General features: G+C 61.2%; 17 protein-coding genes. 5 read left to right on the top strand and 12 right to left on the bottom strand.

The genetic code is table 11. The annotated features are described in order from the left end of the window. Positions 1-2: 2 nt before the first annotated feature. Positions 3-1,319, bottom strand: coding sequence for a type VI secretion system Vgr family protein (locus BLQ41_RS25120; RefSeq protein ID WP_090185854.1), 1,317 nt, complete (start codon positions 1,317-1,319; stop codon positions 3-5). Between the two features lie 231 nt (positions 1,320-1,550). Here BLQ41_RS25120 and BLQ41_RS25115 point away from each other — a divergent pair, with 231 nt between their 5' ends. Continuing rightward, a complete protein-coding gene (locus BLQ41_RS25115; RefSeq protein ID WP_090185851.1) occupies positions 1,551-2,258 on the top strand; it encodes a YebC/PmpR family DNA-binding transcriptional regulator in 708 nt (235 codons plus the stop codon). 147 nt (positions 2,259-2,405) lie between these two features. Here the strand turns inward: BLQ41_RS25115 and BLQ41_RS25110 are convergent, their stop codons facing one another. The 9 genes from BLQ41_RS25110 to BLQ41_RS25070 all read right to left on the bottom strand — a co-directional run bounded on the left by BLQ41_RS25110 (position 2,406) and on the right by BLQ41_RS25070 (position 11,607). Then, complete coding sequence (locus BLQ41_RS25110; protein WP_090185846.1) at positions 2,406-3,719, bottom strand: leucine-rich repeat-containing protein kinase family protein; 1,314 nt, start codon at positions 3,717-3,719, stop codon at positions 2,406-2,408. Positions 3,720-3,818: 99 nt separating this feature from the next. After that, on the bottom strand, positions 3,819-4,946 hold the full coding sequence (zapE, locus tag BLQ41_RS25105; RefSeq protein ID WP_197678901.1) for a cell division protein ZapE: 1,128 nt from the start codon (positions 4,944-4,946) through the stop codon (positions 3,819-3,821). 147 nt (positions 4,947-5,093) lie between these two features. Beyond that, on the bottom strand, positions 5,094-6,140 hold the full coding sequence (locus tag BLQ41_RS25100; protein WP_090185840.1) for an ABC transporter substrate-binding protein: 1,047 nt from the start codon (positions 6,138-6,140) through the stop codon (positions 5,094-5,096). An 18-nt stretch (positions 6,141-6,158) separates the two neighbouring features. After that, positions 6,159-7,274 carry an NAD(P)/FAD-dependent oxidoreductase gene (locus BLQ41_RS25095; protein ID WP_090185837.1) on the bottom strand — a complete coding sequence of 372 codons (1,116 nt, stop codon included), beginning with the start codon at positions 7,272-7,274 and terminating at the stop codon, positions 6,159-6,161. Further along, complete coding sequence (locus BLQ41_RS25090; protein WP_090185834.1) at positions 7,271-8,626, bottom strand: FAD/NAD(P)-dependent oxidoreductase; 1,356 nt, start codon at positions 8,624-8,626, stop codon at positions 7,271-7,273. Before BLQ41_RS25090 ends, BLQ41_RS25095 begins: the two co-directional genes overlap by 4 nt. After that, positions 8,623-8,913: a (2Fe-2S)-binding protein gene (locus BLQ41_RS25085; RefSeq protein ID WP_090185832.1), complete on the bottom strand. Its 291-nt coding sequence runs from the start codon at positions 8,911-8,913 to the stop codon at positions 8,623-8,625. The genes BLQ41_RS25090 and BLQ41_RS25085 overlap by 4 nt, the downstream gene beginning before the upstream one ends. 7 nt (positions 8,914-8,920) lie before the next feature. Then, a complete protein-coding gene (locus tag BLQ41_RS25080; protein ID WP_090185829.1) occupies positions 8,921-9,715 on the bottom strand; it encodes an ABC transporter permease in 795 nt (264 codons plus the stop codon). A 6-nt stretch (positions 9,716-9,721) separates the two neighbouring features. Beyond that, positions 9,722-10,591 (bottom strand): ABC transporter permease, encoded by an 870-nt coding sequence (locus tag BLQ41_RS25075; RefSeq protein ID WP_090185826.1) that lies wholly within the window; start codon positions 10,589-10,591, stop codon positions 9,722-9,724. Further along, complete coding sequence (locus tag BLQ41_RS25070) at positions 10,588-11,607, bottom strand: ABC transporter ATP-binding protein (protein WP_090185824.1); 1,020 nt, start codon at positions 11,605-11,607, stop codon at positions 10,588-10,590. Before BLQ41_RS25070 ends, BLQ41_RS25075 begins: the two co-directional genes overlap by 4 nt. A gap of 244 nt (positions 11,608-11,851) precedes the next feature. Between BLQ41_RS25070 and BLQ41_RS25065 the strand changes: the two genes are divergently transcribed. Then, on the top strand, positions 11,852-12,688 hold the full coding sequence (locus BLQ41_RS25065) for an IclR family transcriptional regulator (RefSeq protein WP_090185821.1): 837 nt from the start codon (positions 11,852-11,854) through the stop codon (positions 12,686-12,688). Between the two features lie 133 nt (positions 12,689-12,821). Here the strand turns inward: BLQ41_RS25065 and BLQ41_RS25060 are convergent, their stop codons facing one another. Next, positions 12,822-13,574 (bottom strand): anti-sigma factor family protein, encoded by a 753-nt coding sequence (locus BLQ41_RS25060; protein WP_090185819.1) that lies wholly within the window; start codon positions 13,572-13,574, stop codon positions 12,822-12,824. Next, the gene (locus BLQ41_RS25055; RefSeq protein WP_090185816.1) at positions 13,571-14,077 is read right to left on the bottom strand and encodes a sigma-70 family RNA polymerase sigma factor; all 507 of its coding nucleotides are present in this window, start codon (positions 14,075-14,077) and stop codon (positions 13,571-13,573) included. Before BLQ41_RS25055 ends, BLQ41_RS25060 begins: the two co-directional genes overlap by 4 nt. A gap of 319 nt (positions 14,078-14,396) precedes the next feature. Here BLQ41_RS25055 and BLQ41_RS25050 point away from each other — a divergent pair, with 319 nt between their 5' ends. Genes BLQ41_RS25050 through BLQ41_RS25040 form a run of 3 tightly spaced genes read left to right on the top strand, consistent with a single transcriptional unit; the run spans position 14,397 to position 18,091 of the window. After that, positions 14,397-15,950: an amino acid adenylation domain-containing protein gene (locus BLQ41_RS25050; RefSeq protein WP_231997131.1), complete on the top strand. Its 1,554-nt coding sequence runs from the start codon at positions 14,397-14,399 to the stop codon at positions 15,948-15,950. Further along, a complete protein-coding gene (locus BLQ41_RS25045; RefSeq protein ID WP_090185810.1) occupies positions 15,947-17,272 on the top strand; it encodes a ferredoxin reductase domain-containing protein in 1,326 nt (441 codons plus the stop codon). Before BLQ41_RS25050 ends, BLQ41_RS25045 begins: the two co-directional genes overlap by 4 nt. A 54-nt stretch (positions 17,273-17,326) precedes the next feature. Beyond that, complete coding sequence (locus BLQ41_RS25040) at positions 17,327-18,091, top strand: enoyl-CoA hydratase-related protein (RefSeq protein WP_090185806.1); 765 nt, start codon at positions 17,327-17,329, stop codon at positions 18,089-18,091. The last annotated feature ends 110 nt before the right edge of the window (positions 18,092-18,201 follow it).

Genomic DNA, 18,201 nt, shown 5'->3' with positions numbered 1-18,201 from the left:
GTCTATCGATTGACCAGCCAATCGAGCAGCAAGCGACCATCGCTGCGTGGCGGGTAAGCGCTTCGTGGCGTTGGCGGATTGCCTGCGGTGGCGCACAGCACCGGACGGTCCGGGTCGCTGTCGAGAAAACTGATGAGCACCTCGGTGCCGGCGAGTGGCAGCCTGGACGGGTCGATCCGCCCGTCCGGCGTTGCCAGGGCCAGGGGAATCCACAGGCCGGCGATTTCATCAGTCAGTGGCGTTGGCCATAAGCTGACGTGTATCCGTCCTTGATCATCCAGCACCGCCGGTTGCCCGACCGGGCCCAGCACGCGCGCCGGTTGCAAACCGGCAATGACGGGGCGGGCCTGTTTCAGCGCGGGCCGGAACACTGTCGACCAGGGAATGGCGCTGAACTGATTGCTGTAGTGCCAGGCCCTGCCGGGTGCGACCTCGGAGAGAATCGACGGCTGCTGGCACTGATGCTGAATGTCGGTCAGCAGCCATTGATCGTTGAAGTTCGTGATCGGATGTTCCGACACTTGCACGATGCACCCACTGCGCAGATCACGGTGGTTGCTTTGACCCTCTATCTGCCGATGCTTGCAGCGCAGGCGTTCGAGGATTCGGCGACTGACCTGAGCACGGTCGAGGCATGGCGCGATCGGGTTAGCGCCCGGCGTTGGCGAGGCGTGACGCTGGAACAATTCGCGGATCACCGGGCCGTTGGCCGACTCGGCCGTCTCGCCGTGAAACGGCATCAGCCGCGGCGCCTGGGGAAAGCTCAGGCTGTCATCCGCCAGCACCAGCACATGGCCGGCGCGCTGATGTTCGAAGTGAAAGTGGATACCTTCTTCCTCGCACAGGCGTTGCAGGAATGCCAGGTCGCTCTCCTCGAACTGAATGCAGAATGGCCGGACGGGGTAGCGCGGGCTCGGCAGTTCAAAGCGGTAGCTGTCGGTGGGTAACGCGTTTTCTGTCAGCAACTGACGCAGGATGTCGGGCACGCTGAGCTGATGAAACACCCGCCGATGACGTTGTCCGTCCAGCTGCTGAAGGCGCGGTACCAGCACCAGGTTGTAGCCGATCCCATTCGGGCCACGATGTTCGCGACGGACACTGTGTAGCAGCCCGTGAATGCCGGTTTCACCGCCCAGGCACAGGAACGCCGGCTGATGCAGCAACTGTTCGAGTTTTATCGCCGGCGTCAGACCGATCACTTCGATGTCGAAACGATAAGGCTGGTTGAGGCTTTCACGGCCACTGAACTGCGACACCTGCACAGTCAAACCGTCGTTCAGGAGTGCCAGGGTGTAGGGACTTTCCTTGTCGTTGTGCATCGAACACGCTTCTGCCATGGGAGATGGGCGCAGAGGGTACGAAACCACGGCCATGAATGGTCAGCGTAAATCGACTTTTCGGAATTGCCCTACAAGCAGTGGTGAAGATGTCGATACGTCATGGGCATGAACGGGTGGATTTTTTGGTCGATTGCCTTCTTTAGGCCGTATAAACTTGCGCCATGCGTCGGCCAATAGATGTCTCGGCGCCATAGATCAAGAGAGTGAGTAATGGGCGCACAGTGGAAGGTTAAACACAAAGAAGCGGCATCTAACGCCAAGGGCAAAATCTTCGGCAAACTGGTGAAAGAAATCACCATTGCTGCGCGTAACGGTGCCGATACTGCCACCAACGCTCACCTGCGCCTGGTGGTCGAGCAGGCCAAGAAAGCCTCGATGCCAAAGGAAACCCTGGATCGCGCGATCAAGAAAGGCGCGGGCCTGTTGGGCGAAACCGTGCAATACCATCGCGTGACGTATGAAGGCTTCGCACCGCATCAGGTGCCGCTGATCGTTGAATGCGTGACTGACAACATCAACCGCACCGTGGCTGAAATCCGCGTGGCGTTCCGTAAGGGCCAATTGGGCGCTTCCGGTTCGGTGTCGTGGGATTTCAACCATGTGGGCATGATCGAAGCGTCCCCGGACAGCCCTGATGCCGATCCGGAAATGGCCGCGATCGAAGCCGGTGCCCAGGATTTCGAGCCCGGTGAAGAAGAGGGCACGACCCTGTTCCTGACCGAGCCTGCAGACCTGGACGCGGTTCAGAAGGCCCTGCCTGAGCAAGGCTTCACGGTATTGTCGGCCAAGTTGGGCTACCAGCCAAAAAACCCGGTCAGCGGTTTGAGCGACGAGCAGATGGCTGAAGTCGAGGCGTTCCTGGAAGGCCTCGATAACCATGATGATGTGCAGGACATGTTTGTGGGTCTGGCGGGTTAAGCATTCCGGCGTTGACGGCATTGTCGCCTGACAGGCCGTCTTCGCGGGCAAGCCCGCTCCCACAAGGGTTTTTGTGTCGTTCACTTATTTTGTGATCAACACAGTCCCCTGTGGGAGCGGGCTCGCCCGCGATTGACCGCGCAGCGGTCACTGAATATCAAGTAATTCCACAATCTCACTGAACCCGGGCCGCGCCAGCACATCCGGCTGACAGCAACGCTGCTGCAACGCTTCCAGTCGGGCACGTTCTGCATCGCTCAACCCCGAGTCGATCCGCTCGAGCAATTCCCCCAGCAACACCCCGAATGCCCGCACTTCGATCCGTTGCAGCGCGCGGCTTTCCAGGCTGTCGGAGGTCGCATGAAACGACGCCGCGCCGAAGTCCCCCAGCAGACAATCCCCGTGCTCGTTCCACAAAATATTGTGGCCGTAGAGGTCGCCGTGGGTGATGCCTTGGTCGTGCAAATGCTCGGCCACCGAGGCGATGCCGCAGGCCATGCGCAACGCGACGTCGGCACTGAAACGGGTGTCCTCGGTGTACACGTCACGGGTACAGGATGCCAGGCTTGGCAGTGCAGCCAGGTTGCGATAGCTCGGATCGATCAGTTGCATCACCAGTCCGGCCTGCTGCTCGGGATGATCGGCGATGCGGCCTTCGACCCGAATCAGATTGGGATGAAGGCCGGCTGTTATGCAGGCGTTCATTTCGTGCAGTGGCGAGCCGTCGCTGGTCATTTCACCTTTGTAGAGTTTCACCGCGACGGCGGTGGCCGCTTGGCCTGGCCGTGCCCATGTGGCGCGATGAATCACCCCTGAAGCGCCTTCGCCCAGTTGCTGTTCCAGGCGCAACTCGGTCCATGCAATGCTCGTCGTGGCATCGAGCGCAGCCACATCCGCTTCGGTTTCCAGCGGGTTACCGGCATAAGCCAGCCAGGTCAGGCTTGGCAGGGTCAGCAACCACTCGGGAAGTTCGGTCAACTGGTTGGCGGCAATGCGAATCAGCTCGAGTCGATGGCACTGACTCAGGCGCTCGGGCAGGCGCTGCAAGCAGTTGCCGGCAAGCATGAGCTTTTGCAGGTACGGCCGATTACCCAGTTCTTCGGGCAGTTCGACGATGCGGTTATCGGTCAGGATCAGCCAGCGCAGTAATGGCGGCAACGCTTCGGCGGGCACCTTTTCAATCGCATTGGCCTTGAAGCCGATCATCGTCAGCGCGGCGCATTGACCGATGCAGGCCGGCAGTTCGGTGAACAGGTTGTCCGAACAAAACAGCACACGCAAACGGGTCAGGCGATGCAGGTCGTCGGGCAGGCTGCTCAAGGCGTTGCCGCTGAGATTGAGCACTTCCAGCGAGTCCGCGAGGTCGAAGATTTCTCGTGGAAATTCAGTCAGGCCGCAGGCCAGATCCAGACGGGTGATGCCTGTCAGTTGACCGGCGCGCAATTGGGCGAGGGTATCCATGGGCGGGTTCGCTATTGATCAAGGGAAGGGCGCGGGCGGCATGATACCGGTAAATCTGTTCGGCCTGCTCGCGAAGGGGCCGGGGCGGCACCACAAAAACTATGGCTCGCGCACTTCCACCAACTGCCCCAACCGGCTGCGCGTACGCGCCAGGTCTATCGCATCGCCGGCCAGGCTCTCGCACAACGACTGCTGGCCAAGCAACGTCAGGTGTTTGTCCTGATCGTACAAAACGTCGATCAAATTGATGAAACGCTGCTGCGCCGCGATCGAGCAGTCTGCAAGGTTCGGCAGGGCGTCGATGATCCAGCGGTCGAAACGCCGGCACAACTCTAGATAATCCATGACCGCCGTGGGGTGTTCGCACAGGTCGGCGAAGGTAAAACCGATGGTGCGTTCGTTGCAATATCGCGCGGGGAGGTGGCGGGTGCCGACCGGCAACTGCAGGGGTGACGTGTCACGTTCGGGCAATTCCAGCGCCTGACGTTGCGCCACCGAGCCCGGCCAGACGTACCGGCCCTGGGTAAACAGCTGATGCGCGTGGGTTCTCATCTGGCTGCGGTAGTCGTGTGGCCCACCAACCTCCATGACTTGCATGCGCGCATGGATCAAGTCGATCACCGGTTTGAAACGCGCGTGGTAGAGCGGGTTGGGCAACAAACCTTCCGGCGAGTAATTGGAGGTCACCAACAGCAGGATGCCGCGGCGAAACAGGGCCTTGAACAGCCGGGTGATGAGCATCGCATCGCCGATGTCGTGGACATGGAACTCGTCGAAACACAGCACACGGCAGTCGCTTAGCAGCGTATCGAGGGTAACGCCCAGCGCATCGGGATGATCACGATGGGTGAACATGCCCTGATGCAGCCGGGCAAAAAATTCATGGAAGTGCAGGCGCTGTTTTCCGGCAATCGGAATGGCCTGGAAAAAACCGTCGAGCAGCCAGCTCTTGCCGCGACCGACCGCACCATGCAAATACAGGCCCGGGAGGGTTTTTTTCGAGGTGCCGAGCAGGACCGAGGCGTGCTGCGCCATGCAGTCGATTACCCGTTGCTGGCTGTGGCTGAGGGTGTAGCCCTGAGCGTGGGCCTGGTGACGGAAGTAGTCGTGAATCACTCGACCTGTGGCGGTGCAGCTGGCAGGTGCAGCGAACGCCTTGCCGAACAAGCGGCGCAGCATCGGCCAGCGTGGCGGTCGTGGCGAATGGTTGGGCGGTCGAATGGCCACTGTGAGGTTACCCCGTCGTCGTCAGGCAGACTCCCTCGAGCTGCCGCGGCGTAGTTTAACCAAACGGTGAATAAATCGACTACTGCGACGCGTACTCCTGCAGCAGCGTTGGCCAGCTACTGCAGAGAGTGCGTCATGCCTGATGATCTAGCGTTCGATGCTGCGATTCCAGCGCGCATTCCACGCCGGACGCTGTTCGTTGACCTGGTCCCAATCGATCGCAATCGCAGTGGTCAGATACTGCTTCATTGCCTCGACCTGACCACGGGTCTTGTCGGTGGTCGGGGTATTGGGGTTGGACGGGATCTGGTCGCCATCTTCAAGCGCGGCGGCTTGTGCTTCCGGTGTCAGCAGGAAAGCAGCGAGCTTCTGCGCCAGTTCCGGTTGAGTGTTATTGGCGATGGCGCACTCGGCCACGTTGAGTACCACGGCGCCTTCTTTAGGCTGCGCGTATTCCACCGGCATGCCTTTGAGTTTGAGTGCGGTGACCTGGGTCGGGGTCAACGGGAACAGCGCGGCTTCGTCGGTCTGGAGCATTTCGGAAATCTTCGCCGAGCTCGGAATGTATTCCAGCACGTTGCGCCCGACGGTGTTCGGCCATGCCTTGAAGCCCGGCTCGACGTCGGTTTCGCTGCCGCCCTGAATCCGGTTGAACATCAGGAAACCGTGCAGACCGAAGGTCGAAGACGCCATCGACTGGAACACCAGTTTGTCCTTGAAGCGCGGATCGGCCATGTCCATCCACGAGGTCGGCGCCGCCCAGCCTTTTTCCTTGAACAGACGCGTGTTGTACGCCAGCCCGGTCACCCCGAGGCTGACCGCCACCGCTTGATCCTTGATCCGCCCCTTGGCCGGAATCTGCGCCAGTGGCGCGCTGTCCTGGAGTTTGTCGCACAGGCCCATGGCGATGGCGCGGTACATGATGCCGTCGTCGAGGAACATCACGTGCATCTGCGGGTTGCCTTTACTGGCCTGGACCTTGGCCAGGATATCGGCGGACGTGCCCGGCACGATCACCACTTTGACGTTGTTGGCTTTCTCGAAAACCGGCAGCACCTTGTCGGCGTAGAGCCGCTCCATGGTCCCGCCGTTCATGCCCAGATACAGCGTGGGTTCGGCCTGTGCCTGGGTGACCGTGAGCAGGGCGGTCAGACAGGAGAAACCGAGCAGTGCACTACGTTTGACGTTATTCATTGGCGCGACCTTCCTCTATCAAGCTACGGAGATGGAGTGAAACCGGGTGATGGAAAACGCATCCAGCGGCGTCTTTGAGGCGCCGCTGCAGATGATCTCGGTGAGCGCCTGGCCCACCGCAGGACCGATCTGGAAGCCCGCGCCGGCAAAGCCGAACGCGTGCAACAGACCCGGTCGGGTGCTGCTATGTCCGATCACCGGCTGGCGATCGGGCAGGTAACCTTCGGTGCCGCTCCAGGTGCGAATCGCCTGGGCGCCTTGCAGAAACGGGTAAAGCTCGACGGCCTGGCGCAGGATCTCGATCACCGCGTGTTGGCCGGGCCGGGCGCGCGCCCCGTCGAGGGCAAAGCCCTGACCGCCGCCCAACACACAATTACCGCGTGCCACCTGGCGTGCATAAATACCGCCGCCCTCGACACCGGTGCTGGCATTCATCACCAGCGGCAACGGTTCGGTGACCAGCATGGCGGGATGGCCTGCGTGCATGGGCACCGCTTCGCCGAAGTGTTCGGCCAGGTTGCCAGCCCAGGCACCGGCGCAATTGAGCAGCCAGGGCGCGTGCAATTCGAGGCCGGTTTGCGTGCTGACGCGAAAGCGCTGGCCGTCGTGTTCCACCGCCGTGACCGGGCATTGCTCATGGATTTGCGCACCGTGGCGCCGCGCCGTCTGGGCGAAGGCCGGGGACACCAGTCGCGGGTTGGCGTGGCCGTCGTCCGGGCAAAACGATGCCCCGACGGCGACATCGCCGACCCAGGGAAAACGTGCACGAAGTTCATTGCGATCGAGTACCTGCAAGTCGAGGCCGAAGCCCTGGCTGCTGGCGGCATAGTCCTGCAAGGCCTGAAGATCGTTATGACTGCGGGCCAGTTTCAGGTGGCCGCTGCGCTGATATTCGCCGTCGATGCCGATCAGTTGTGGCAGCTGTCCCCACAGCGCGTGGGCCTGTTGCGACAACGGCAGTTGCGACAGCGGACGCCCCTGGCGCCGCACGCCGCCGTAGTTCACACCGCTGGAATGCGAGCCGCAAAAGTCTCGCTCCAGCAGGGCCACGCGGCGACCGGCCTTGCTCAGAAACAGCGCAGCCGAGGCACCGACAATGCCGCCGCCAATGATGATTGCATCGACTTCGATCATGGCTCGATCTCCAGACCGAACGGCAGGGGTTTGATCGGTGCCTGAGCGCGCAGTCGGCCGATTTGCGACACCGGGCGTCCACTTTCGCAGGCAATGACTTCTGCCGCGGCGGCGCCGCACATCCGTCCCTGACAACGGCCCATGCCCACGCGGCAATGCGCCTTGACCCGGTTGATCTCCCAATGGCCTTCGCGCACCACTTCGCGGATATCTGCGGCCCGGACTTCTTCGCAGCGGCAAACCATCACCTCGTCAGGCGTATCGGCAGCCCAGTGTTCGGGAAACATGAAGGCGCGTTCCAGGCCGTGGCGAAAGGTCTCGATGCGCCCCAGTGCCCGCTCCAATTGCACGCCACGGTGGGGCGCGATCGGGGAACCGATGTCTTCGAGCAGTGCCAGCGCTGCGCGTTCGCCGGCCATTTCAGCGGCGTCGGCGCCCATGATGCCGGCGCCGTCACCGGCCAGATAAACCTCGGCGACACTGCTGCGACCGGCGCTGTCACGCTGCGGCAGCCAGGCGCGGTTGAGCGGGTTCCAAGTGAATTGGCAGCCGAGCAAATCGGCGAGTTGGGTTTCGCTGCGCAGGCCGTGGGCGAAGGCAACGGCGTCGCACTCAAGCGGTTGTTCACCGTTGGCGTTGGACCAATCCAGCGATTGCACGCGCTGTTCGCCATTGATGCGTTTCAGGGTTGCCGCTTGATGCACCGGGATGCCGTGGGCGGTCAGCCAGCTGCGGTAATAAATGCCTTTGGCCAGGGTGGACGGTTGCGACAGCAGGCCGGGGAGGGCACGGGCCTGGGCACTGAACGGCGAACTGTCGAGCACCGCGACCACCTTTGCGCCGGCCTTGGCGTATTGATACGCCACCAGATAGAGCAATGGTCCGCTGCCGGCGAACACCACGCGTTCACCGATGGCGCAGCCTTGGAATTTCAGGGCGATCTGCGCCGCGCCGAGGCTGTAGACACCCGGCAAGGTCCATCCCGGCACCGGCAGAATCCGGTCGGTGGCGCCGGTGGCGACGATCACGCGGGAGAACTCCAGTCGTGCGGCACGCGTCTCATGCACGGTGTCCAGTGCGCCGGCTTCGGCGTTCCAGACCAGCGTCTCGGGGCGATAATCCAGTTGTTCGCGCAACGCGTCGATTGTCTGATGCAACGCATTGGCTTTGCGCGCTTCAAAGCCATAGAGCTTGACCGCTGAGCGCTTGAAGTTCGCCGGCTGGCGCCGATAAATCTGCCCGCCACCGCGCGCCGCTTCATCGAGCAACACCGGGCGAACGCCATGCGTGACCAACGTCTGCGCCGCACGAATCCCGGCCGGCCCGGCACCGACAATGATTACAGGCTTCATACCGAGCGCCCCGGTTCGCGGGTGATGTGCTGGTCGGGTTCGAGCAGCGTCGAGCAGGCGCGCACGCGTCGGCCATCGCCCAGTCGAACCCAACAGTCCTGACAGGCGCCCATCAGGCAGAAACCGGCCCGGGGCTGGGCACTGAAGTCGCTGCCGCGCAGGTGTTCGCTGCTGGTCAACACCGCCGTCAGCAGCGTGTCACCGAGCAACCCGCTGGCTGGTTGGCCGTCGAGGGTAAAGGTCACGGCCGGGCGGTCGCCTTCGGCCAGTCGTTTCAGCAGAGCCATGGCGCCCTCATTGTTTACCCACAAGAACCCGATCCAGTCCGTAGACCCGATCAAGCAGAATCATGGTCAGCGCAGTCAGCGCAATTACCAATGCCGAGACCGCCGCCATCATCGGATCGATGGATTCGGTGGCGTACACATACATGCGCACCGGCAGGGTTTGCGTGGCCGGCGAGGTGACGAAAATCGACAGCGTGACCTCGTCAAAACTGTTGATGAACGCCAGCAGCCAGCCGCCAGCGACTCCCGGCAGAATCATCGGCAAGGTGATTTCCCGAAACAGCGTGAAGCGTCCGGCACCCAGCGATTGCGCGGCGTGTTCGGCGCTGCGGTCCAGGCCGATGGCCGAGGCCAGCACCAGGCGCAACACATACGGTGTAATCACCAGCACATGGGCGAAGATCAGCCAGGCAAAACTGCCGTTGACCCCCATCAGCGCAAACAAACGCAGCAACGCAACGCCCAGCACCAGGTGCGGAATGATGATCGGCGACAGGAACAGCCCGTTGAAAAAATCCCGTCCGGGAAACTCGAAGCGGGTGATCGCCAACGCCGCTGGCACCGCAATCAACGTCGCCAGGCTGGCGGCGCAGAACGCCAGGATCAGGCTGTTGTAAAACGCATCGATAAAGTCGGCACGCTCGAACACCGCACGGAACCAGCGCAAGGAAAACTCGGTGGTTGGCAGGCTCAGGGTGTTTTCCGGGGTGAAAGCCACCAGGCAAACCACCACCAGTGGCGCCAGCATGAACAGCACCACCAGGGTATGGAACAGCAGGGCGAAAGGACCGTTCTTGGACATGACGAGTTATCCCAATGACTTCTTGTAGCGGCCTTCGATCATTCGGTTCCACGACAGCATGATCAGCAGGTTGAGCAGCAACAGTGCGACAGCGATGGCGGCGCCCATCGGCCAGTTGAGCTCCGACAGGTACTGGTCGTAGATCAGCGTGGCGACCATTTTGATTCGACGCCCGCCCAGCAAACCGGGAATGGCGAAGGAGCTGGCGGCCAGCCCGAACACGATCAAGGTGCCGGACAACACGCCGGGCATGATCTGCGGCAGCACAACCTGGCGCATCACGGTGAAGTGGCTGGCGCCCAGCGACATCGCGGCCTGTTCCGCGGCGGGGTCGAGTTTCTGCAGCGAGGTCCAGACCGGAATGATCATGAACGGCAGCATCACGTGAACCAGTGCAATCACCACCGCGAACGGCGTGTACAACAGCTTCATCGGTGAGCCGCCGAACGCTTGCAGGGTCTGGTTGACCAGGCCGTCGGCGCCGAGCAAAAGACTCCAGCCGAAGGCGCGCACGACCACCGAAATCAGCAGCGGGGTGAGGATCAGAATCAGGAAAATCGAGCGCCATGGCGCGCCCATGCGGCTGAGGATGTAGGCCTCGGGCACGCCGATCACCACGCAAAGCAGGGTGGTCAGGGCGCTGATCCACATCGTGCGCAGGAAGATTTCGTAGAAGTACGGATCACCCAGCAAGCTGCTGTAGTGGCCGAGGGTATAGGCGTCGCCGTTGATGCCCGAGCTGTAGTCGAAGACGTTGAACGACAGCACCAGCGTCAACAGCAGCGGGATGGCCAGCAGACTGATGTACAACGCCAGGGCCGGTGCCGACAACAAATAGCCTTGGCGTCCCTGGCGAATGGCGGCGAGCGTGCTCATGCCAGCACCTCGTCGACGGTCAGCACCCGCAGCAATGTCGCATCCCAGTCCAGCCCGACAGCCGTGCCTTCGTTCAAGGGCGCCGAACCATCGTTGCGGCGCACCACGCTGAGTTCGCCCAGGGACGTGGAAACGCCATACAACCATTGGCTGCCGAGAAAGAAGCGGCTGACGATGTGGCCTTGCAAACGGCCCTGGCCTTTGTCCCGCAAATCGATTTTTTCCGGACGCAGACTCAAGGTCAGTTCGCCGCCGCTGTTCACTTGAACCACGCCAGCGCCGTCACGTTCACCGGGCAGCAGATTAGCCTTGCCGACGAACCCGGAAATGAACTCAGTGCGCGGGTGCTCGTACAGGGTGTAGGGCGCGTCGATCTGAGTGATGCGCCCAGCCTGCATCACCACCACGCGATCACTGATCGACAACGCTTCGGACTGATCGTGGGTGACCATCAGCGTGGTGATCCCGACTTCGCGCTGGATGCGGCGGATCTCGAATTGCATCTCTTCGCGCAGGTTGGCGTCGAGGTTCGACAGCGGCTCATCAAGCAGCAGCACCGGTGGCTCGATCACCAGCGCTCGCGCCAAGGCAACACGCTGGCGCTGGCCGCCGGAAAGCTCACGCGGGTAACGCTCGGCATGCTGGTTCAGGCGCACCAGTTTCAACACCCGATCCACCCGCTGTTGCAACTCGGCCGTGGGCACTTTGCGCATCCGCAGGCCGAAGGCGACGTTGTCCTTGACGGTCATGTGCGGGAACAGCGCGTAGCTCTGGAACACCACGCCCAAGCCACGGCTGGCGGGTTTGGCGTGGGTGATGTCGCGGCCGTCCAGCACGATGCGCCCGCTGCTGACTTCGACGAAGCCGGCGATCATTTGCAAGGTGGTGGTTTTGCCACAGCCGGAGGGGCCGAGCAGGGAGACGAACTCGCCTTTCTCCACCGAGAGGTTGGTGGCGACGACGGCGTCGATTTCGCCGTAACGTTTGCCGAGTCCTTCAAGTTGCACAAAAGCCATAACTGCGCTCCACCTGAGATTGTTATGCGTCGCCCGAAGGCGCGCTTTTTTGTATGGGCAGATACGAAAAGATCTTGCTGGGTGCGTTGGCGCTCGACTTCGGTCGGCTGCCGCTGTTGTTCGAATCGCCCCTGTCTGGACGCAGAGTAGGACGAAGACTAGGATGGGCTCAATGGCCTATTTCACTGAAGCGAAGACTATTTTCAGTTTCATTCAGTGAGTAAATTTATTGTCGAGAATCAACATGACAGATTCCGCTGAACGGAATGAAAACAAAAATGAAGTCGGTGTCGGTGCGGTCTCCAGATTGTTTGCGGTGCTGCGCAGCCTGGGTGACTCCGTCGAGGGCGGGGAGCGAGTGACACAGCTCGCCCAGCGCATCGGTCTGTCGCAACCGACTACGCATCGTCTGCTGCGCAGCCTGATGGACGAGGGCATGGTCGAGCAGGATGCACGCAGCAAACGCTATCGCCTGAGCCTGGAGTTCTTTGCCTTGGCAGCCCGCGCCGGCAACACCGGGAACCTGCGCGAGCTGGTGCGCCCATCGTTGCTGCGGCTGTCGGCGTCTTTGGGAGATTCGTTGTTTTTACTGGCGCGCAGCGGTTTTGATGCGATCTGTCTGGACCGCAGCGAAGGGCCGTTTCCGATTCGCACGTTTACCGGCGATATCGGCGGCCGGGTGGCGCTGGGTGTGGGGCAGGGCAGCCTGGCGATCCTGGCCTTTCTGCCGCAGGAGGAGCGCGAGACGGTGATTCACTACAACTTGCCGCGGCTCAAGGATTTTCACCTGTACGACGAGGTGTTCCTGCGCTCTGAGGTCGAGAATGTGCGCACGCTGGGTTACGCCGGGCGAAACACGGGGGTGCTGCAAGGCATGGCCGGCGTGGCGGTGCCGATTCTGGATCGCGAAGGGCGGGCGGTGGCAGCGTTAAGTGTGGCCACGGTTAGTGACCGATTGGGGCCGGATCGTCTGCCGACCGTGGTTGAGATGCTCAAGCGCGAAGCGGCGCTGATCGGGCCGAGGATCAACCCGTTTGATCCGCTGCTGCGTAGGCCTTCGCAGGTGTTTGGGCAGGGCTGAACACGGTCGACCAGTCGCTGGATACCTCTGTGGGAGCGGGCTTGCCCGCGATAGCGTTGGATCAGTCACCATCATTGTTGGATGTGCAACCGCTATCGCGGGCAAGCCCGCTCCCACAAGGTGTGTGGTGGGTTCAGAATTGCGTGGTTTGCTTGAGCCTCTGCGCCGCCGGCAGGTTACTCGGGCTGACCATCGCGTAGTTGTACCCGGCGCCGGACCAGTACTCGGCCTGCAACTCGCCATCGCTGCGACTGCCCCGAGGCAGCAGGTTGTTCTTCGGTCCGGGCGGACGCACGTAGAAGCTGATCTTGTGGCCGCTCTGATCCTCATAAACGACCATCGCCGCCGGCCCTTGCTCGGTGCTGAGCAACCGGCCGCTGACCGGTCTGAAACCTGAGTCCGACAGATCCGGCAGGCGATTGGCTCGAGAGAAATAACGGTCGAGCCAACCTTGCATGTCACCGTCGTCGCTGACCTTATAGTCCGCTGGCAGGATGCCTTGCTGAGCAATCAAGCGATAGGCCTGCATGGCGTCGGTCATCGGCGGCGAGGAGCTGACCAGCGTTATCTCCCGCGCCTGCCAACCACTCAATCCACCCACACCGACCGCCATCAACAGCACGGCGGCGCTGGCCAGATGTCGGCGGGTCTGACGTTTCAGGCGCTGGCGGATCAGCGCCGGGTCGAGTTCGGGGTTGGCTGTGGAATGCAAGGCGCCGCTCATGGCCGCGCGCAGTTGTTGGGCGTCCTGCTGCCAGGCGCGCACTTGCGCAGCCACTTCAGGGTTGCTGGCCAGGTAAGTCTCGACCAGGCGTCGGTCGGCGTCATTGAGTTGGTGGTCGACGTAGGCGTGCAGGTCACGCTCGCTCGGGGGCATGCTGATCATTTGAGTATCCGCAGAGAAGGGCTGGTGATTTCGCCGTCGCTGAGTTGGCGCAAGGCCTGGCGGGCGCGGGACAGGCGGGACATCACGGTGCCGGTGGGGACGTCGAGAATGACGGCGACCTCTTTATAACTCAAACCTTCGACCGACACCCAGAGCAGCAGCGCACGCTGCTCGGTGGTGAGTTGGTCGAAGGCTTGCAGCGTCGATTGGGCCATCACGGTGCGCTCGACTGAGGGCTGCGCATCGTCACGGCCGGTGAAGAATTCGAGCATGCGCGCGTATCGCCGGGAGCGCCGGTGGGCGTCGAGAAACTGTCGATAAAGGATCGAAAACAGCCAGGCGCGCAAGTCGCCTTCGGGGCGCTTGTCGCCCCAACTCGAGAGGGCTCGCTCCAGGCTCGACTGCACCAGATCGTCAGCGCTGCTGGGGTTGCGCGTCAACGACACGGCAAAGCGCCGAAGCCTGGGAATTATTTCACGCAACTGTTCGTCGATTTCGTTCATGAAAAGGGGCGTGTCTCTGTCTGTGAAGGGCGGCAGTGACAAGGAAGACGCCGGCCACTGCAGATTATTCCCTCTGCCGGAAAAGAAAATCCCACCGTGAATTCCTGTAGGACTTTTCTCGATTGGTTGTCATCCCTGTAATGGCATCACACGTCGCGGCTCAACCCTCACAGCAAGCGCAAACGGCATTCGGCCAGCCTGATCAACAGGCTCGGCAGCATCGCCGGATGTGCGCTTTCAAATTGAGCCCGATGAGATTTTCGATATGCAAGAACATGCAAAAACACTGAAGCCGGCATTGGCTTGTTCCCCGTTGCATATGTCACCTGTTGATCAGGATCGTTGGCAGCCATTCGGTCATGGGCCGGCGGTTACGCCAGCGTTTTCCTTGATCCATCACGCCATTGAAGCGCAAGCAGCGACCACCCCCCAAGCGGTTGCTGCCCATTGGCAGGGGCAAACCATCACCTACAACGAGTTGAACAGGCAGGCCAATCGACTGGCTGGGTTGCTGATCAGCCAAGGTGTCAAACCAGGCGATCACGTTGCGTTGTTTGTAGAACGCTCGATCCCCATGCTGGTGGGGATGCTGGCCGTGTTGAAAGCGGGCGCGGCCTACATCCCTCAGCATGTGGGCATTACACCTGCGCCACAACTGCGCCACATTATGGAGGTTGCCGATTCACGAGTGGTGCTGACGCTGTCGAGCCTTCAATCACGGCTTCCGCTGACGCCAACGCAGCACTGCATTTGCCTCGACGAGTTCATGAGGTTGCCGTCAATCCTCTCAGACGAAGTGAACGTGGGCGGTTCGCTGTCGTCGACCCCGGATCAACTTTGCTTCGTTCTGTTTACGTCAGGTACCACCGGATTGCCCAACGGGGTTCGGGTTACCCACCGCAATGTCTGCAATATCCTACTGACCGAACCTGGCAACCTCGGCATGAGGCCAGGGATGAAAGTCGGGCAGATTCTGAATATCGCTTTCGATATGGCCGCTTGGGAGATGCTCGGTTGCCTGGCCCACGGCGCGACATTGATGATCCGTGGCAAGGACATTGAGCAGACCGCCGAGCAATGCGATGTGCTGATCGCCACGCCATCGATTCTCGGCACCCTCGATCCGGTGCGCTGCCAGCAGGTCAAGGTCGTGGCGGTTGCCGGGGAGCCGTGCCCGCAACCCCTGGCTGATCGCTGGTCGTCGTTCTGCACATTCTTCAATGCCTGCGGCCCGACCGAGACCACCATCGTCAATACCATGCAGTGCTATCGGGTTGGAGAAGCACTGACCATTGGCAAACCCACGCCGAACAATACCGTGTACGTACTCGATGAAGCCGGTCAGCCCTGTGCGGTCGGGGAACAAGGGGAAATGTGGGCCGGCGGAGTCTGTGTGACGGCGGGCTATCTGGGCAATGCCGCACTGACTGCCGAACGGTATCGTCCCGATCCATTTCTCGGTCAGGGCCGAATGATGTTTCGCACGCGCGACTTGGGGCGCTGGACGGCACAAGGTGATCTTGAGCACTTGGGGCGCGTCGATGATCAGGTCAAGGTGCGGGGCTTTCGCGTTGAGCTCGACAGTGTTTCAGCGGTACTGGAGTCGTGCGACGCCTGCGAGCGGGCGGTGACGCTAAAACTCGACAATCGCCAGCTGGTGGCCTTTGTCAGTCCTGCAACGACGAACATCGATGAGGCGAGACGTCGCTGCGAGGAGCGGCTGGCCTACTATTGTGTCCCTTCTCTGATGATTGCCCTGGACGTTATTCCGCTGACATCACGGGGCAAGGTCGACAAGCGGCTGCTGCTGGACATGGCATTGGCGCACCAGGCCGGGTCTGATACCAACGCTGCAGCTGTGGTGAACGCATGAGCGCCGCTCGCGGTTTGCCCGCCAAACGTGCGCTATGGCGACGGCTTGGAACGCTGCCCCTGTTTTCCCATTACAACCGTCTTGTGGCGTTGGTTCTGGGACTCAATGGTGCCGCGCTGCTCCACGGGCTGAATGCCGGGCAATGGTGGACAACTTCTGGTGTTGCCCTGGAAACATTAGCCGGGCTGGTGTTGGCGAATCTGTCGATGGCCATTCTGATTCGCCAGCAATACATCATCAATCTGCTGTTCTGGCTGGCAACCCGGGCTCCCACCTCGTGGCCGCTGGCGGTTCGTCGCTCGCTGGCCAAGGTGTATCACTTCGGTGGTCTGCACAGTGGCGCAGCCTTGGCGGCCATTGGTTGGTTCGTCGCGTTACTCGGCTCATTAAGTTGGCATTGGATGGAGAGCCTGGGCGGTGTTTCACTCGCGCTTCTGTGGGTGAACGGCGGGTTGCTGGGCGTGTTGTTGCTGGTGGCGACCATGGCTCATCCACGGATTCGCGCACGCTTTCACAATGGGTTCGAACGCACACACCGCTTCGGTGGCTGGACAGCGCTCGTGCTGTTCTGGGGGTCGACGCTGATGTTTGCCCAGGATCAGAACCCGCAATCGCCGTTGCCGGAAGTGCTGGTAGCGTCGGTGCCATTCTGGATGTTGGTGGTGCTGACCTTCAGTATTGCCCTGCCATGGCTGCGTTTGCGCAAAGTGCCGGTGCAATTGATCAGGACTTCACCCCATGCAGTGATTGCCCGGTTTGGACATGTCACGCCATTTGCAGGTTCGTCCAATGCCATCAGTCTCAATCCGCTCTTGGAATGGCACTCATTTGCCAACATTCCCACCCCGGGAGAGGCCGGTTTCCGCCTGATTATTTCCCGCGCGGGAGACTGGACCGGTGAGTTCATCGAACAGCTGCCGACCCACGTCTGGGTCAAGGGCATCACCACCGCCGGCGTTGCGCACATTGAAACCTTGTTCAAATCGGTGGTGTACATCGCCACCGGCAGTGGCATCGGCCCGGTGCTACCCCATCTGCTGGCCAGGCAAGTACCGATACGCCTGATCTGGTCGACCCGCAGTCCACGAAAAACCTACGGTAACGAACTGGTCGAGGAAATCCTGCGGGCCGAGCCCGATGCCTTGATCTGGGACACCGACCTGCTGGGCAAACCTGACCTGGTGCAACTGGCCTATGACGCGGTTCAAACGTTCGGAGCAGAGGCCGTGATCTGCATTTCCAACCAGGCGCTGACGCAGCGGGTGGTCGAGGAAATGGAAGGACGGGGCATTGCAGCCTACGGCGCTATCTGGGACTCCTGAGGCGTGCGTGAGCGCCCGCCATCCAAGCATTCGACATTATTCAATGAGGTCACCATGTACACACTGATCGAACGTCATGATCGAGTCGTCCTGATTCGTCTCAATCGTCCGCAAGCGCGCAATGCCCTGAGTTACGAGGTCATGCGCGAACTGCTGGATAGCCTGCAACGCTTGGACAGGGATCCGTCGGTGGGGTGTTTTGTCATTACCGGAACGGCGGATTTTTTCGCGGCCGGCGCCGATATCAAGGAGATGAGCGAAAAGTCCTACCTGGACATGGTCCATGAAGACTTCTTTGCCGAGTGGGAAGCCTTTGCTGCTTTACGGACGCCCAAGCTGGCGGTTGTCGCCGGTTATGCCTTTGGCGGCGGTTGTGAGTTAGCCATGATGTGCGATTTGATCTTTGCTGCCGATACCGCGCAATTTGGCCAACCGGAAATCAAGTTGGGTGTGATGCCCGGGATGGGCGGCACCCAGCGCCTGACGCGTCTGATCGGTAAATCGAAAGCCATGGACATGATCCTGACGGGGCGCTCGATGTCGGCCCATGAGGCCGAGCGGGCAGGGCTGGTCTCAAGAGTGATAGAGGCGGCCGATCTGCTTGAGCAATCCATGGCGGCCGCGCACACCATCGCAGGGTATGCCAAAAGCGCCACCGTGGCCGCTCGCGAAGCAGTTGATCGCGCGCTGGAACTTGGGTTGCGCGAAGGCTTGCTGTACGAACGAAGGAGCTTTCATGGATTGTTTTCCACTCCCGGGCAAAAAGAAGGCATGCAGGCTTTTCTGGATAAGCGTGAGGCCTGTTTTAACCGGGTCTGACGGGGTTCGGGCATTCGTCGCTCGTGATGCTTTGAAAGAAACTACAGTTCAGAGGGAATAATCCTACGTGACGTTCGTCTCATAGCTCCTTCCCCCTGTGGCCTACGCCC

This window comes from Pseudomonas arsenicoxydans, assembly GCF_900103875.1.
GTDB classification, from domain to species: domain Bacteria; phylum Pseudomonadota; class Gammaproteobacteria; order Pseudomonadales; family Pseudomonadaceae; genus Aquipseudomonas; species Aquipseudomonas arsenicoxydans.
The sequence above is the reverse complement of the archived record's forward strand: the minus strand, read 5'-3'. Positions and strand labels throughout refer to the sequence as shown.